We start from the raw sequence: 16328 nt of genomic DNA on the forward strand, positions 1-16328 counted from the left end.
ATAAAAACAAATGAGAGGGTGGGAGAATTTGAGAAGAACAGTCAAGCCGCTTGCGATTCTGTTAACTGTTGTGCTGGTGTTTAGTACACTTCTTTTCAATAGTCATACTAGTTTCGCTGCAGATTCACAGACGCAAAACCTAAAGAATGGAGGATTTGAAAGCGATTTTTGGAATGATGGTTCATGGAATATTGAAACAACCAATTGGGAGAATTTCGATATTAGCCAATATGCTTATGCAAATGACTCTTGGATGACGAAAGATGAAGGGGATCATGCCTTTAAATACTGGATCAAGGATACTGCAACAGGGAATCCATCGTTTACTGTACAACAAACGATTCCAAATCTCCCAGCCGGAAGCTATGAGTTATCGGTAAAATCGATGGGTGGAGCAGCTTCTGAAGCAGGAAGTATTAAACTTTTTGCCGGCACAAATTCGCTCAATGCTGTTGCCACAACAGGTTACAATAATTGGGGAAAAATTACTTTGAAATTTGATTTAAAGGAAGACACGTCTAATTTAAAAATAGGCGCAGTGGTTTCTGGAGCATCGAAGGCATGGGGATATTTAGATAGCTTTAATTTAATCTCTCTTAATAGTGGGAATGTTCCCCAGCCTGTTAATGCCGATATTTTTGTAAAAAGGGTCGACGGTTTAGATAATGATTTTATTAAAGGCGTGGACGTTTCTAGTATTATTTCCTTAGAAGACAGCGGAGTTAAATTTTATAATACGGACGGAGAAGTTCAGGATATTTTTAAGACCTTGCACGATGCTGGAGTCAATTACATTCGGGTCCGTGTCTGGAATAATCCTTATGACGCGCAAGGAAATGGCTATGGCGGCGGTAATAATGATTTAACAAAGGCGATTGAAATAGGAAAAAGGGCAACTGCAAATGGAATGAAACTATTAGTAGACTTCCATTATTCCGATTTCTGGGCAGACCCAGCTAAACAGCAAGTACCAAAGGCATGGGCAAACTTAAGCTTTGAAGATAAGAAGACAGCTTTATATAACTATACTAAAAAAAGTCTGGAGACCATGAAGGCTGCGGAAATAAATATTGGTATGGTTCAAGTTGGCAATGAAACGAATGGCGGAGTTGCTGGAGAAAAGGATTGGACGAAAATAAGTGCTTTATTTAATGAAGGAAGTAAAGCGGTAAGAGCAGTTGATCCGAATATCTTAGTGGCTGTTCATTTTACGAACCCTGAAACAGCAGGAAGATATGCTTCTTATGCTAAAACTCTTGCTGATAATCACGTAGATTATGATGTATTTGCCAGCTCGTATTATCCATTCTGGCATGGCACATTAAGTAATTTAACGTCAGTTCTAAAGAATGTTGCTGATACGTATGGCAAAAAGGTAATGGTGGCTGAAACATCTTATACCTATACCGCAGCAGATGGAGATGGACACGCAAATACAGCTCCAAAAGATTCAGGTCAAACATTAAATTACCCGATTACGGTTCAGGGGCAGGCTAATGCCGTGCGGGATGTCATCCAAGCGGTTGCTAATATTGGTGAAGCTGGGATTGGTGTATTTTATTGGGAACCTGCGTGGATACCGGTCGGGACTCCACAAGAGTTAACACATAATAAACAGCTTTGGGAGCAATATGGATCCGGTTGGGCGGCTAGTTATTCTAAGGAATACGATCCTGCCGATGCTGGTGTTTGGTACGGCGGCAGTGCAGTTGATAATCAGGCTATGTTTGATTTTACTGGACATCCGCTTCCTTCTTTAAATGTCTTTAAATATGTTGATACTGGTGCGGTTGCTCCGTTGAATATTGACGAAATTAAGGATATTTCCGTTAGTGCTGTACAAGGGGACACAATCACTTTACCAAAAACCGTTGTGGTTACTTATAATGATGGAAGCACAGGGACGGTTTCCGTTACATGGGATAATGACGCACTTACTACTGCTATCAATAGTGGAACAGGAAATTATGTGATTCATGGGATCGTCGAAGGTGGAACAACTGTTAAGGCACATCTTCAAATTAAAGCAGAAAATTTTGTATTGAACCCAAGTTTTGAAAATAGTAATCGAACAATGTGGAAAGTTATTTATCAAAATGGAACGGCAGCACACACAGATTATCAGCAAAAGGCTTCAGATGCCAAAACAGGCAATTATTCGTTGCACTTTTACTCAGCTGCTGGAGTTGATTTTAGAGTAGAACAGACGATTTCAGGCTTAAAGCCAGGATATTATAATCTTTCTATGTTTCTACAAGGCGGAGACGCTGTAAATCCAGTAATGAATCTTTATGCTAAAACTGGCGGTAAAGAAATAAAAGTCGGTACAGGTGTAAATGGCTGGGTAAATTGGAGTAACCCTGAAATCCAAAATATTCTTGTTACAGAAGGAACCATAACGATTGGAGCAAGTATAAAAGCGAATGGCGGTGCATGGGGAAGTTTAGATGATTTCTATTTATATCGGTCAAATGATCAAGACACTCAGGCGCCTGTAACCAATGCGAATCTTTCAGGGCAAGCCAATAATGGCTGGTATAATCAAGATGTCAATATAAGTTTAAATGGTACTGATGATCAATCGGGACTGGCAGCAACAGAATATAAGGTTAATGATGGCAATTGGCAAACGTATAGCGGACCGTTTGATGTAACAACAGAAGGGGTAAATGTTATTCAATACCGAAGTACTGACCGAGTGGGTAATGTCGAAAAGGTACAATCTGTTACAGTGAAAATGGATAAAACCGCTCCGATATTGAATGTTTCTTTTAGCTCTAGTATCCTATTCGACCGAGACCATACGCTTACTCCAATTAAAGCTTCGGTTATTGGTGATGATGCCCAATCTGGAATTAATAGGATTGAATTAGTATCGATTAAAAGTAATCAATTAGATAATGGAATTGGCGATGGGAATACAGTCAATGATATTCAGGGAGCGGCCTATGGAACCTTTGATACTGATTTTCTGCTGAGAGCAGAGAGAAGTGGAAACGTTGACAGAGTTTATACTGTAACCTACAAGGTTTGGGATAATGCTGGAAATTCCGCCATTCAATCCAATCCGATAATGGTAAAACATGATAATTCAAAAAAATAAGGTATTCTTCCACTGAATGACACCTTGTTTAATTAAGAAACAATTGAAAACAAACTAGTGAATAAATAAAGAAACGGCGCATGAAGGTAAATGGTTCATGCGCCGTTTATATTTTTAGTAATATTTTAGTAAAAATATTGATTTATTTTACTGAAGTAAGTAAAATGAAGGTAAGAATTCATATTAAGTTTTAGGTAAATGAAAAGGATTACATTTATGGAGGAACGATAAAATGACAATCTCAACACTTAATTCTATATTCCAAACTATTTTTAATACTGCACCGGAAAAGTCATTCTTTGCACCGGGGCGGATTAACTTGATTGGTGAACATACTGACTATAATGGCGGCCATGTTTTTCCATGTGCAATTACGTACGGGACCTATGCTGTTGCCAAAAAGCGGGATGATCAGCTTGTTCGTTTGTATTCAGCTAACTTCCCAGACAAAGGTGTGATTGAATTTACCTTCGAACAACTCGAATACCATAAAGATCATAATTGGGCTAACTATCCAAAGGGAATGCTTCGGTACATTTCAGAGGCGGGATATCAAATTCCAACTGGCTTTGAGTGTGTGATTGAAGGAAATATTCCGAATGGTGCTGGTTTATCATCATCTGCTTCAATTGAGTTGTTAACAGGGGTTCTTGTCGCAGGACTGTTTGGTTTAGAGATTCCTCGACTTGATATGATTAAAATCGGCAAGCAGGTCGAAAATCAGTTTATTGGTGTTAATAGTGGAATTATGGATCAGTTCGCAATTGGTATGGGCAAGAAAGATGCAGGGATTTTACTTGATTGCCAGACCCTGAAATATGAGTACGCACCGATTCAGCTGGAAAATCACAAAATTATCATTATGAATACCAACAAGCGCCGGGAGTTAGCAGACTCAAAATACAATGAGCGCCGAGGCGAATGTGAAGAAGCATTAAGACAGTTGCAGCAAAAACTTCCAATCAAAGCACTTGGACAGCTTTCCGAAGCGGAATTTGAAGAAAACAAGTTTTTAATTGCCAATGAAATTGTTCGGAAACGGGCAAAGCATGCGGTCTATGAAAATAGTAGAACGCTGCGTGCGCTCGAAGAACTAAAGGCTGGAAACTTAGAGGTTTTCGGTCAATTGGTTAACCAATCACATATCTCGCTGAGAGACGATTATGAAGTGACAGGGCTGGAACTTGACAGTTTAGTAGAAGCAGCTTGGAAACAATCTGGTGTCCTTGGGGCACGGATGACAGGAGCAGGCTTTGGCGGCTGTGCGATTGCGATTGTTGAAAACGATCAGGTAGAAAGCTTTATTGCCAATGTGGGAGCAGCTTATGCTGACAAGATTGGATATGAAGCAGAATTTTATGCAGCTAGCATTGGTGATGGAGCAAAAGAATTATAATAGTAGATGCTTGGAACGAATAAGAGCATCATCAAAAGTTATCAAATTTAGGTGGCGATCAAATATGATTTTTCAATTAGTCCAGCAATTAGTTGAACAGGCGCTTGCAACTCAATTAATGGAGCGGGAAGACGAAATATATGCAAGAAATCAAGTACTCGCACTGTTGCAATTAGAGGAGTATAAGGAAGTTAAACTGGAAGAAAGCATTCTGGAAATTCCTGACCTCCTTGAAAAAATCGTTGATTATGCAGTGGACCAAGGAATCATCGAAGATATCTTTGATCGTAAGGATATTTTTTCAAGTAATATTATGAATTGCTTTATCGCCCGGCCATCAAGTGTGAACAGTCAGTTTTACGAAAAGTATCTAGAAAACCCCAAGCAGGCGACGGAGTACTTTTATGAGTTAAGTAAAAACAGTAACTACATCCAGATGAAGCGAATCCGCCAAAATATTGAATACAAAGCTAAGACAGAATATGGCGAGTTAGATATTACGATTAATTTATCGAAGCCGGAAAAAGATCCAAAAAGTATTGAACTCGAGAAGTTGGCGAAAAAATCCAGCTATCCTAAATGTTTGCTTTGTATTGAAAATGAAGGGTATGCTGGAAGAATCGGCCACCCTGCACGTTCGAACCACCGGATGATTCGTGTGAATTTAACAAATGAGAATTGGTATTTACAATACTCTCCATATGTTTATTATAACGAGCATTGCATTGTGTTGTCGGAAACACATACGGACATGAAGATCAGTCCTCTCACATTTAAACGGCTTTTGGAGTTTGTTGAGCAATTCCCTCATTATTTCTTAGGTTCAAATGCGGATATTCCGATTGTGGGGGGCTCTATTTTATCTCATGAGCATTATCAAGGTGGAAACTATCAATTTGCGATGGCCAAGGCAGGTGACGATTGGAGATTTACCATCGGAGGTTTTCCCAATGTGGAAGGCTCTATCGTTAAATGGCCAATGTCGGTAATCCGTTTGCGGTCAGCAGATACAGGTTCACTGGTGGAAGCTGGAGCCCATATTTTTAAAAAGTGGAAAGGCTACAGTGATGAAGCACTTGATATTTTAGCTTGGACGGATGAAACACCGCATAATACGATTACCCCGATTGCCCGCAAAAATGGCGATTTGTTTGAGCTAGACTTGGTTCTCCGTAATAACCGGACGAGTGATGAACATCCATTAGGCATTTTCCATCCGCATGCAGATGTTCATCATATTAAGAAGGAAAACATTGGACTGATTGAGGTAATGGGATTGGCTGTCCTTCCTGCCCGCCTTAAGGGAGAACTGGAAGAGGTAGAAAACTTCCTGCTTGGTAAAACGGATGCGGTTGCGGACTATCATCGTGATTGGGCAAATGAATTAAAGGATCGTTATGGAACGTCTGTTGACAAAACCCATGTGGAAACGCTGGTAAGAGAAGAAGCAGGCAAAAAGTTTTTACGAGTATTAGAAGATGCTGGTGTGTTTAAGCGGAATAAAGAGGGAGAGGCTGGATTCCGCCGCTTTATCGATACATTATAATATCTCTATAATTAAAAAAAGGAAGTGGAATAGAAATGAAAATGAGTGAGCAGCTTTTTGGAAGTTATGCTGGAGCAGATGTGGTTGAGTATACGTTAAGCAATGACTCCGGCATGACCGTAGCTTGTTTAAATTATGGCTGTGTGATTACGAAAATCCTCGTTCCGGACCGGAATGGGAACGTAGAAAATGTAGTCCTTGGTTTTGATAACTTTGAAGATTATCCAAAATGGTCACCGTTTTTCGGTGCTGTTTGCGGACGTGTGGCAGGAAGAATTAAAGGTGCAAGCTTTGAACTGGATGGAAAGGAATATGCGCTTGAGCAAAATGATGGTCCGAATCATCTTCATGGTGGTGTAAAAGGGTTTGACTCGGTTATTTGGAGAACGGAAAAAATCGATGCCGATGACGCTGTTGGTTTGTCATTCTTTTATACTAGTCCAGATGGGGAAGAAGGCTACCCGGGAAATCTAGAAACAAAAGTAACCTACTTGTTAACAAATGATAATGAACTGAAAGTAAGCTATGAAGCAAGAACAGACAAAAAAACCTTAGTCAACTTAACGAATCATTCCTATTTTAACTTAAGCGGAAATAATAAGCGGGATTGTTCTGAACATGTACTCCAATTGGATAGTGACCGATTCCTAGAATTGGCTCCGGATCTCATGCCTACAGGGGAGATGCCGGTGTCAGTGAATACACCGTTTGATTTTACTAGAGGAAGAAAATTAAAGGATGGCTTCGAGTCTTCCTATCCGCAGAATGTCTTGGTTGGACAAGGTTACGACCACCCACTGCTTTTCTCAACAGAAGGAAAAAATCAGATTGTTCTAAGTGAGGAAGAGAGCGGACGAGTTCTTGAGATAACTACTGACCAGCCTTGCGTTGTTCTGTATACGTCCAATATGTTAGATGGAGAGTTTGAGATTTCAGGTGTAAAGGCTAGAAATTATCTAGGTGTCTGCTTAGAGACCCAAGGGCTGCCAGATGCCATCCATCATCCGAACTTTCCATCGGTCACTTTAAATCCTGAGGATGTATACCGTGCTGCGACAACGTATCGTTTCTTTACCAAGATGTTAGGTGATTGATTTATGGCTACCATAAAAGATATTGCTCAGTTAGCGGGTGTTTCGATTGCAACGGTTTCACGTGTATTGAATTATGATACGACACTTTCTGTCAGCGATGAAACTAAAAAGAAAATTTTTGAGGCGGCTGAGGAACTTTCTTATAAGAAGAAGCCGACTCGGAAACAGGATTCAGGTAAAATTGCTGTCCTTCAGTGGTATACCGAAAAGGAAGAACTTGAAGATCTTTATTATATGTCGATACGGTTAGGTGTTGAAAATCGTTGCCGTCATCATGGTCTCCAGCTGGTTAAGTATTTTCAGGATAACTATGAAGAATTAAAAGAAGATGATGGACTTCAAGGACTGATCGCGATTGGAAAGTTTAGCCGTAAGCAAGTGAAAGAATTGCGATCAATTACTAAAAATATTGTATTTGTGGATACCTCACCGGATGAAGAGCAGTATGATTCGATTGTCATCGACTTTGAGAAGGCAACGAAGAAGGTGCTTGATTATTTTATCGAAAAGGGTCATACACAAATTGGCTATATCGGCGGCAAAGAGGAATTTAAAGACAAGACCTCCGTTATTGAGGATGCAAGAGAAGAAACCTTTAAACGGTATTTAAAGGAAAAAGGGCTATTTGATAAGAGCGTTATGTATAATGGCAAATTTTCAGCTGAAGATGGCCATGCGTTGATGAAACAGGCCATTCAGGAGCTTGGTGACAACTTACCGACTGCCTTTTTTGCGGGGAATGACTCGATAGCAGTTGGTGCCTTAAGGGCGTTGCTGGAGGAAGGCATTGCTGTGCCGGAACGGGTTAACCTTATTGGGGTTAATGACATCAGCATTTCAAAATATGTTTTTCCAACTTTGAGTACTGTCAAGGTTTATACCGAGCTGATGGGTGAGACAGCGGTCGATACGCTGCTTGAACGTATTGAAGGCAGAAAGACTGCCAAAAAGATTTTCATCGCTACGAAACTCATTATTCGAAATAGCAGCTTTTAGAACATAAAAAGAGCCGCTTTGTCCACACTATTTGTGGATAAAGCGGCTTTTTTATTTTTAGTCTGGATATCCTAACTTAAAGGGGATAGAAAAAAATGACAACAAAAATATTAGCTATAACATTTTTATCTTCATTACTCCTTTCCGGATTTACCTTTGACATGGCATCCGCCGAGGCTCAAAATTCATCCAGAGTACAAACATACCAAACTTCTATCGGACAGACAGGAGCACCTTACCTGACAGATGAAGCTTCCATTGACAGAGTTATTCGAGCCATGACATTAGAAGAAAAAACAAAATTTGTTGTGGGAGTAGGAATGCCTGGCATCACAAGAGGACCATTTGAAATAACAGGTGCTGTGGGTGGGACATATGGAATTCCACGACTTGGTATTCCTGAATTGCGGATGGCAGATGGGCCAGCTGGATTAAGGATCCGTCCTACAAGACCTGGACAGACGCAAACCTATTACGCGACCGCTTTTCCAATCGCCACAGCTTTGGCCTCTACTTGGGATACAGCAGTGGCTAAAGCTGTTGGCGAGGCGCAGGGAAATGAAGTAAAAGAATATGGAATAGATCTGTTTTTAGCACCTGCTCTGGATATCCAGAGAAATCCGTTAAACGGCAGAAACTTTGAGTATTATTCAGAAGATCCTTTAATCTCTGGAAAAATAGCAGCTTCCGTTGTGAATGGGATTCAATCCAATGGTGCAGGGGCAACAATTAAACATTTTGCTGCAAACAATCAGGAAACGAACCGGATGATTATTGATACGATTGTATCACAGCGCGCGTTAAGGGAAATCTACTTAAAAGGTTTTGAAATGGCAGTAAAAGAGTCCCATCCATGGGCTGTAATGAGCTCCTATAATAAAATCAATGGGACATATGCTTCCGAAAGCACTGATTTATTAACGTCAGTATTAAGAAAAGATTGGGGTTATAAAGGCTTTGTTATGACTGACTGGTTTGCTGGTAAGGACCCAGTGGAACAAATGAGGGCGGGTAATGATTTAATTATGCCTGGGTCGCCTAAAAAATCCAATCTTATTAAGCTAGCTGTAGAAGGAGGAAGATTAGACGAGAAAATTCTTGATCGTAATATTAAGAACATTCTACGAATCGTCATTCAAACGCCTGAGTTTAAGAAATATCAAAATTCTGACCAGCCGGATTTAAAGGCACATGCAATGATGGCAAGAAAAGCTGCGGCAGAAGGAATGATCCTATTAAAAAATAAAGAGCGAGCTCTGCCTATTAATAAAAATAAAAAGATTGCATTATTCGGGAATACACAGATTGAGACTATTAAGGGCGGGACTGGCAGCGGTGACGTAAACTCAGCCTATACAGTATCGATTGCAGAAGGTTTAATGGAAGCTGGCTACCAAATTAATCAAGAGTTATTAAGTAAATATAAAACCTATATTGATTTATTGCGCAGGCAGGAACCGTATAAAATTAAACCGAACCCCTGGGGTGAAGAATTTGGGAAGCTGGTCCCAGTGATACCAGAGAAACCTTTAGAGGAGAATGAAATTATTGCTGCTTCAGAAGAAACAGATATTGGAATCATCGTTATCGGACGAAATTCTGGAGAAGCTGAGGACCGAAAAGTGGTAAAAGGGGATTACCTTTTAAGTGATGCTGAACAAGATATGATTTCAAGAGTAACAACCGAGTACCATAAGCAAGGGAAAAAAGTGGCCGTTATTCTAAACATTGGAGGGCCAATAGAAGTAGCAAGCTGGAGGGATAAGGTGGATTCCATTCTCTTAACATGGCAGCCAGGTCAGGAAGCGGGTAATGCTGTAGCCGATGTAGTATCCGGTAAAGTGAATCCGTCTGGAAAATTGACCACTACTTTCCCTGTAAAGTACAGTGATGTCCCATCAGCAGCTAACTTCCCAGGAACACCGGCTGCAAACCCAGCTAAAGTAATTTATCAGGAAGATATTTATGTCGGCTATCGGTATTTTACAACCTTTGGAGTAAAGCCTGCTTATGAGTTTGGCTATGGATTATCCTACACAGACTTTGACATCAGCAAGGTGAAAGTCATCAAGGGCAAGAAATTTAAGGACAAACTCACTATTAGTACCATGGTTGAAAATACCGGCAGTCTTCCAGGAAGAGAAGTAGTTCAGGTCTATGTATCTGCTCCAGATGGAAAGATTCAAAAGCCTGCGGTAGAATTAAAGGCTTTTGCCAAAACAAATGTGTTAAAACCTAATCAGTGTCAACTTCTTCATTTCAATCTCAATGCTAAAGATCTAGCTTCATTTGACGAAGAAAAATCCATTTGGATTCTTGAAAAAGGTACCTATACAGTAAAAGCAGGCACATCCTCCGAGAATATAAAAGAGTCTGCAACTTTTACAGTCGACCATGATATGATTGTACAAAAAGTCAGTAATGTCTTAAAACCTAAAGTAGACTTTAAGCGGCTTATTAAACAATAAATCGGAAAAAACCAGCTTACATTAAAAGAAAATGCAGGCTGGTTTTTCTAGGTTTTATCCGAGAAATTTGTTTAATAATAGGCTGTGTTAAAGGTTATGGTTGTTTTTTAGCATGCTGATTGGAGCGAAGCCGCTTGGAGCGGAAATCAACATTCAAAATTAACACAGCCTAATATTAAGAAACAAGCTCACATAATTCAGATTGTCGATTTTTTGGATGTTACGTATAATGGATTTATCTTATGCTTTGGGATCGGAGTTGTGATATGAGCAGATTATCCATCATCGCGTATTCAGTTGGAAGTTTGTTTTTCATCATTAGTTGCTCATTTTCATTCTATTATGGCTACAAAGTAATTACTCATGATTTACCTAAGGAACAGAAAACAGTAGAAAAGTATAACTATCATTTTGTGCTAGTTCCAGAAGAGCTTGACAATGAATATTGGAAGCTTGTCGAAAAAGGAGCAGAAGATGCGGCCAATAAATATGGAGTGCTTCTAGAATATGCTGGTCCAAAGCAGGCAAACATTGATGATCATGTGAAGACGATTGAAATGTCAGCTGCCTCCAAGGTAGATGGAATTATGACCCAAGGATTGAGTGATGAGCAATTTACACCGCTTATCGACCGGGTCGTAGCGAGTGGGATTCCGGTAGTAACCGTTGATACTGATGCTGCTAACAGCAGAAGAATGGCCTATATTGGAACCGATAATTATTATGCGGGTTATTTGGCAGGCAAAGCTTTGATAGCGGATACATTTGGGAAGGTAAATGTCGCTATCATTACAGGCAGTTTTTACGCCAACCATATGCAGCAGCGGGTTAAAGGGTTTGAAGATGCCGTTAAACCGGAACCAAGAATTAACATCATTGCGGTGGAAGAATCTGAGATTAGCAGGGTAAAGGCGGCAGAAAAGGCCAATCAAATCCTGCAGGACCATCCAGAGGTTACAGCTTTTTTTGGTACAAGCGCCCTTGATGGAATTGAAATAGCCCATGTGGTCAAAAAATATCATAAACAAAAGCAGATCTATATCATTGGCTTTGACACGCTCCCAGAAACAATTGATTTTATTCGTGAGGGCACCATCAATGCAACGGTTGTTCAGGAACCTTATCAAATGGGGTATGGAGCCGTTAAAATGATGATTGATCTTATTCAGGGAAAAAAGGTTCCGCCAGTCGTCCATACCGATACACGGATCTTAAGAAAAGCGGATCTGCCTATGAGTAATCGATTCCGGAAGGCGGTTGACCAATGATGCTATTTCGGATCCGTTCTAAACTGTTACTTTATTTTATTGTCCTAGTCGTTTTACTGACCTCAGTCGGAATGTTCTTTTATGACAGAAGTGAAAAACTTGTTTCTGAGTACGATGAAAGCTTTGAACGGTTTCTTTTACTGAATGATATCTCACAGAGAAGTAATCTCCTTACAGAAAAGCTGCATGGGTATATCTTAGACAAGGAAAAGTCATATCTTCATGACTATCGAAATGAAAAATTGAAGTTAATTAAGGACCAGAAGAGACTGGTTAAAGTGATGAACAGCAATGATGTGACCCTTACAAATTACAAAAATATGATTGACAGCTTCCTAGATGAGGGAGATGCTACTATCGGCACATTTGAGCAGGATCAAATCAATCAATATTCAAACCACTTTAACGAAGTTTTGAAAATTAACTCGTTTCTTCAGGAAAGTACACTTGCTTTATTGAATAATAAATTAACAGACTATCAAAAATTCTATGATCAAATGGAGCAGCAAAACCATTTTTATAAGCTACTGTCGATGTCCTTATTCGCTGCGGCTTTTTTCCTTAGCACTTTACTGGCATTATGGATTTCCGGCGGGATTACAAGGCCGATTAGTATGCTATCGAGTGCTGCAAAAGAGATAGCAACAGGTAATTTATCAGGCGATGATATTAAAATAACCACAAAGGATGAACTCAAGCTTTTAACAGAAACATTTAATCAAATGCGTTCAAATTTAAAAGTACTGGTTACCGAGATTAAACAACAAGGTGAACTCGATAAGCTGTTAAAGGAATTAGAGTTGAGAAGTCTGCAAAACCAAATCAATCCGCATTTTTTGTTCAATACCCTCAATACTGTTTCAAAGATGGCATACCTTGAAGAAGCGGAAGAGACGTCAAGGTTGATAGAAGCAGTTGCCGCATTGTTACGCTACAATCTAAGTGATTTCGATAAGGTCTCAACCTTACGAGACGAAGTAAGTATTGTAAAAGAGTATTTCTTTATTCAAAAAACAAGATTCGGCGATCGAATTCAATTTATTACGGAGATTCAGGATGAATATTTAGATACAGAAATTCCGAGTTTAGTTCTACAGCCATTAATTGAGAACGCCTTCATCCATGGGGTCGAAGAATATGAAGAAAATGGTGTGATTGAGCTCCATATCTATCGGCTGAATGACCGTATCAATGTAGAAGTCATCGATAACGGGGCAGGGATGGACGAGCGGACGAAAAAGAAACTGATTAATTATGTCCATCAGTTGGAATCAGAGGAAACAGTTGAAACGGCAAAACCAAAAGGACAATCTAATGGGATTGCAGTCAAAAATGTGATTAGAAGGCTGCAGCTTTTTTACCATAGAAAAGATATTGTTGAAATAGAATCAGAACTCAACCATGGAACCATTTTCCGACTGACGATTCCTGTCGCAGCCAAAGGAGGAACCGAACTTGTTGAAAATTCTTATAGCAGATGATGAGGTACTCGAACGAAAAGCAGTAGCAAAGATCATTCAAAGCTCTAAAGAGGATGTCATGGTAATTGGGGAAGCACAGAACGGAAGAATTGCCATTGAAATGGCCCAAGAACATCGTCCAGACATTATTTTTATGGATATTAAAATGCCTGGAATTGACGGTGTTCAAGCGGTGAAGGAAATTAAAAAGTTCGATCAGGATATTCGTTTTATCATGGTTTCGGCATTTAATACGTTTGAATATGCAAAGGAAGTCATGCAGCAAGGGGTAAAGGAATACATTCTCAAGCCAAGCAGTAAAAAGGATCTTCTTGAAAGCATGCAGCGGGTCGCAGATGAAATCCAGTCAGAACGAAAGCAAAAGGAAGAACAGCAAAGCCTAAGAGCAAATCTGGACCGGGCCGTATCCATTGCTCAAAAAGAATGGGTTACCTCCTTACTTATGAACCAGGTGCAGGATATATCATTTGAAGAATGGAGTCAGCTCCTTGGTGTGGAAATTACATCCGGATATATGATGTTATTTTCATTAAAATCATCCTCTCAGACGGAATTGTCCCTGCCAGAAAAAGAAAAATGGTACAGATGGCTAAAGGATTCACTCCAATCAATTGTCGTCAAACATGAAATTATGGTGGGAGCGATGATGGACTGTCAGGTTCCCGTTTTATTCTTGTGCAAAAAGTCGGCAGAAAAAAATCATTTTAGGACTAATGCTGAAAACATCATCGATACCCTTTATCGCTTATTTAAACAAGAACGCCTTGGGGCAGAAATGAAAATTGGTATTGGGCACCCCTATAACCATGCACATGAGCTCAATCGATCTTACCACGAAGCAGTCTTGGCACTCGAAGAACTTTTAAAAATGCCTAACCGTAAATATTTATTCTGTAACAAGCAGGGACCAGCTTTTGAAGTTCCCACTGACTCCGAGGTGATTGAGGTGGAGAAAAAACTGCTAGATAGTGTTAGACAAGGGGATGTCAACCAAGTGATGTTAATTTTTGATTCGTTTGTCGCAAAGATTAACACCAATAAGGTAACAGCATCTTTTGTTAAAAAGTCATTTGATGAGCTGTTTATTCTCATTTCCCGAATGCTTCATGATTTAGGGATTAACTATGAACGGATTCCCAACATCGATGAATCGGAAGATATCCGGATGGTGATGGAAACGGGCAAGTCGCACTTGCTTGCAGTTGTCCAGCATGTCCAGGTGTGGCGGAATAATCACGCTAAGGGGATGCTGCAAAAAGCAAAGGACTTTATAGAAACCCACTATGCAGATTCCATTACACTAGAATCTGCCGCTGAATACGTTGAATTGAGTCCGTTTTATTTTAGCAAGCTTTTTAAAGATCGATTTGGAATGACCTTTATTGATTACTTGACGGAGATTCGAATCAAGAAGGCTAAAGCGGAAATGCTTGATCCCGGAAAAAGCATGAAAGAAATCTGTTATTCGGTTGGCTACCGGGATCCAAATTATTTCAGCAGGGTATTTAAGAAACTGACAGGATTATCGCCAAGTGAGTTTCGAAAGGCAACGGTGAATTAGGAATATATTGTTTAGGACCAATTTCACGTGAAGTTGGTCCTTGTTTTTTTACAAAATAAAGTATTTTTATTACATAATTGTTTCAAAGATTGCAAAATAATCTAGAAAATCACAAATTAGTGCTATAGTTAGCGCCTATTGTAACCGTTATCACCATGATACTATATCTGTAAGGGCTTACATTAGGGCTGAATTAAGCTCCAAGAAAACAGCTTAATAGGGTCTTTATAAAAAGAAAAGGGAGAATTGATGAGAGTGAATAAAAAAGGTTTGATTCTATCATTAACAGTTGCATCTAGTATTCTATTAGCAACAGGCTGCAGCAGCAGTTCGACAAGCGGCTCTGGAGATTCTGGAAAGAAGAGCAATGACCTTCCAGCTGTAGGGGCAACCATCTATAAGTTTGATGATAACTTCATGTCGTACGTACGCCGTGCGATGGAAACGTCAGCAAAAGGAAATGTAAATTTAATGCTGAACGACTCACAAAATGACCAAGCAAAACAAATCGAGCAGGTGGATACGTTAATCGCTAAAGGTGCAAAATCACTAGCAATCAACCTAGTAGATCCAAAAGCAGCACAAACCATTGTAGACAAAGCGAAAGCTAAAAATATTCCTGTTATCTTCTTCAATAAAGAGCCGGATGAAAGCGTATTAAACGGCTATGATAAAGCTTACTATGTAGGAACTACTTCTTCAGAATCAGGTGTTCTGCAGGGCGAATTAATCGCGAAGGCTTGGGAAGCTAACAAAGATAAGTGGGATAAAAACCACGATGGCAAACTTCAATATGTGTTATTAAAAGGGGAGCCAGGGCACCCAGATGCAGAAGCGCGTACAAAATATGTAGTTGACACAGTAAAGTCTAAAGGTATCCAGGTAGAACAATTAGCAATGGATACAGCGATGTGGGATGCAACAAAGGCAACTGAAAAAATGGATGCATGGGTTTCTAAGTACAACGATAAGATTGAATTTGTAATTGCTAACAACGATGGTATGGCATTAGGTGCGATTTCCTCACTTGAAAAAGCAGGCTACTTCACTGGCGACAAGTTTGTTCCAGTTGTAGGTGTTGACGCGATTCCGGAAGCACTTGAAATGATCGAAAAAGGCAAAATGGTTGGTACAGTCTTGAATGACGCGAAGAACCAAGGAAAAGCAACAATTGACCTTGCAGCAAATGCAGCAAAAGGAAAAGATGTTTTAGATGGAACTGAGTGGAAGCTTGATGACAAGAAAGCAGTTCGTGTACCTTACGTTGAAATCACGAAGGACAACATCCAAGTCGGTAAGGATGCTTATAAGTAGAAAAGCGGAAGCGACCGTTTAGCGGCGTATGGACTGGAGCGCTTTGACCGAGATAAAGGAAACACGATGAGCGACAGCGAATGGATGTTGACTTATCGTAG

10 protein-coding genes are annotated in these 16328 nt (G+C 39.9%); all 10 read left to right on the forward strand.

Annotated features, from left to right (window positions below):
- Window positions 1-10 precede the first annotated feature (10 nt).
- The 10 genes from V7077_RS03120 to mglB all read left to right on the forward strand — a co-directional run bounded on the left by V7077_RS03120 (window position 11) and on the right by mglB (window position 16227).
- Window positions 11-3103: a glycosyl hydrolase 53 family protein gene (locus V7077_RS03120; protein WP_420489604.1), complete on the forward strand. Its 3093-nt coding sequence runs from the start codon at window positions 11-13 to the stop codon at window positions 3101-3103.
- A gap of 232 nt (window positions 3104-3335) precedes the next feature.
- Window positions 3336-4499: a galactokinase gene (locus V7077_RS03125; RefSeq protein WP_335498389.1), complete on the forward strand. Its 1164-nt coding sequence runs from the start codon at window positions 3336-3338 to the stop codon at window positions 4497-4499.
- A gap of 64 nt (window positions 4500-4563) precedes the next feature.
- Window positions 4564-6045, forward strand: coding sequence for a UDP-glucose--hexose-1-phosphate uridylyltransferase (galT, locus tag V7077_RS03130; RefSeq protein WP_335498390.1), 1482 nt, complete (start codon window positions 4564-4566; stop codon window positions 6043-6045).
- A gap of 35 nt (window positions 6046-6080) precedes the next feature.
- A complete protein-coding gene (locus V7077_RS03135; RefSeq protein WP_335498391.1) occupies window positions 6081-7139 on the forward strand; it encodes an aldose epimerase family protein in 1059 nt (352 codons plus the stop codon).
- A gap of 3 nt (window positions 7140-7142) precedes the next feature.
- Window positions 7143-8135: a LacI family DNA-binding transcriptional regulator gene (locus V7077_RS03140; protein WP_335498393.1), complete on the forward strand. Its 993-nt coding sequence runs from the start codon at window positions 7143-7145 to the stop codon at window positions 8133-8135.
- A gap of 95 nt (window positions 8136-8230) precedes the next feature.
- On the forward strand, window positions 8231-10603 hold the full coding sequence (locus V7077_RS03145; RefSeq protein ID WP_335498394.1) for a beta-glucosidase: 2373 nt from the start codon (window positions 8231-8233) through the stop codon (window positions 10601-10603).
- A gap of 266 nt (window positions 10604-10869) precedes the next feature.
- Window positions 10870-11871: a sugar-binding protein gene (locus V7077_RS03150; protein ID WP_335498395.1), complete on the forward strand. Its 1002-nt coding sequence runs from the start codon at window positions 10870-10872 to the stop codon at window positions 11869-11871.
- Window positions 11868-13352 carry a sensor histidine kinase gene (locus V7077_RS03155; protein WP_335498396.1) on the forward strand — a complete coding sequence of 495 codons (1485 nt, stop codon included), beginning with the start codon at window positions 11868-11870 and terminating at the stop codon, window positions 13350-13352. Before V7077_RS03150 ends, V7077_RS03155 begins: the two co-directional genes overlap by 4 nt.
- Window positions 13327-14913 (forward strand): response regulator transcription factor, encoded by a 1587-nt coding sequence (locus tag V7077_RS03160; protein WP_335498397.1) that lies wholly within the window; start codon window positions 13327-13329, stop codon window positions 14911-14913. Before V7077_RS03155 ends, V7077_RS03160 begins: the two co-directional genes overlap by 26 nt.
- Before the next feature lie 249 nt (window positions 14914-15162).
- Window positions 15163-16227 (forward strand): galactose/glucose ABC transporter substrate-binding protein MglB, encoded by a 1065-nt coding sequence (gene mglB, locus V7077_RS03165; protein ID WP_335498399.1) that lies wholly within the window; start codon window positions 15163-15165, stop codon window positions 16225-16227.
- Window positions 16228-16328: the final 101 nt, after the last annotated feature.

It is taken from the genome of Neobacillus vireti, assembly GCF_036962465.1.
Taxonomy (GTDB): domain Bacteria; phylum Bacillota; class Bacilli; order Bacillales; family Cytobacillaceae; genus Neobacillus; species Neobacillus vireti_B.

Bases quoted from the DNA above. Each gene is read 5' to 3' on its own strand.
- V7077_RS03135 (WP_335498391.1), top strand. From the start codon at position 6,081: ATGAAAATGAGTGAGCAGCTTTTTGGAAGTTATGCTGGAGCAGATGTG.
- V7077_RS03150 (WP_335498395.1), top strand. From the start codon at position 10,870: ATGAGCAGATTATCCATCATCGCGTATTCAGTTGGAAGTTTGTTTTTC.
- mglB (WP_335498399.1), top strand. From the start codon at position 15,163: ATGAGAGTGAATAAAAAAGGTTTGATTCTATCATTAACAGTTGCATCT.
- V7077_RS03120 (WP_420489604.1), top strand. From the start codon at position 11: ATGAGAGGGTGGGAGAATTTGAGAAGAACAGTCAAGCCGCTTGCGATT.
- V7077_RS03145 (WP_335498394.1), top strand. From the start codon at position 8,231: ATGACAACAAAAATATTAGCTATAACATTTTTATCTTCATTACTCCTT.
- V7077_RS03125 (WP_335498389.1), top strand. From the start codon at position 3,336: ATGACAATCTCAACACTTAATTCTATATTCCAAACTATTTTTAATACT.
- V7077_RS03140 (WP_335498393.1), top strand. From the start codon at position 7,143: ATGGCTACCATAAAAGATATTGCTCAGTTAGCGGGTGTTTCGATTGCA.
- V7077_RS03155 (WP_335498396.1), top strand. From the start codon at position 11,868: ATGATGCTATTTCGGATCCGTTCTAAACTGTTACTTTATTTTATTGTC.
- galT (WP_335498390.1), top strand. From the start codon at position 4,564: ATGATTTTTCAATTAGTCCAGCAATTAGTTGAACAGGCGCTTGCAACT.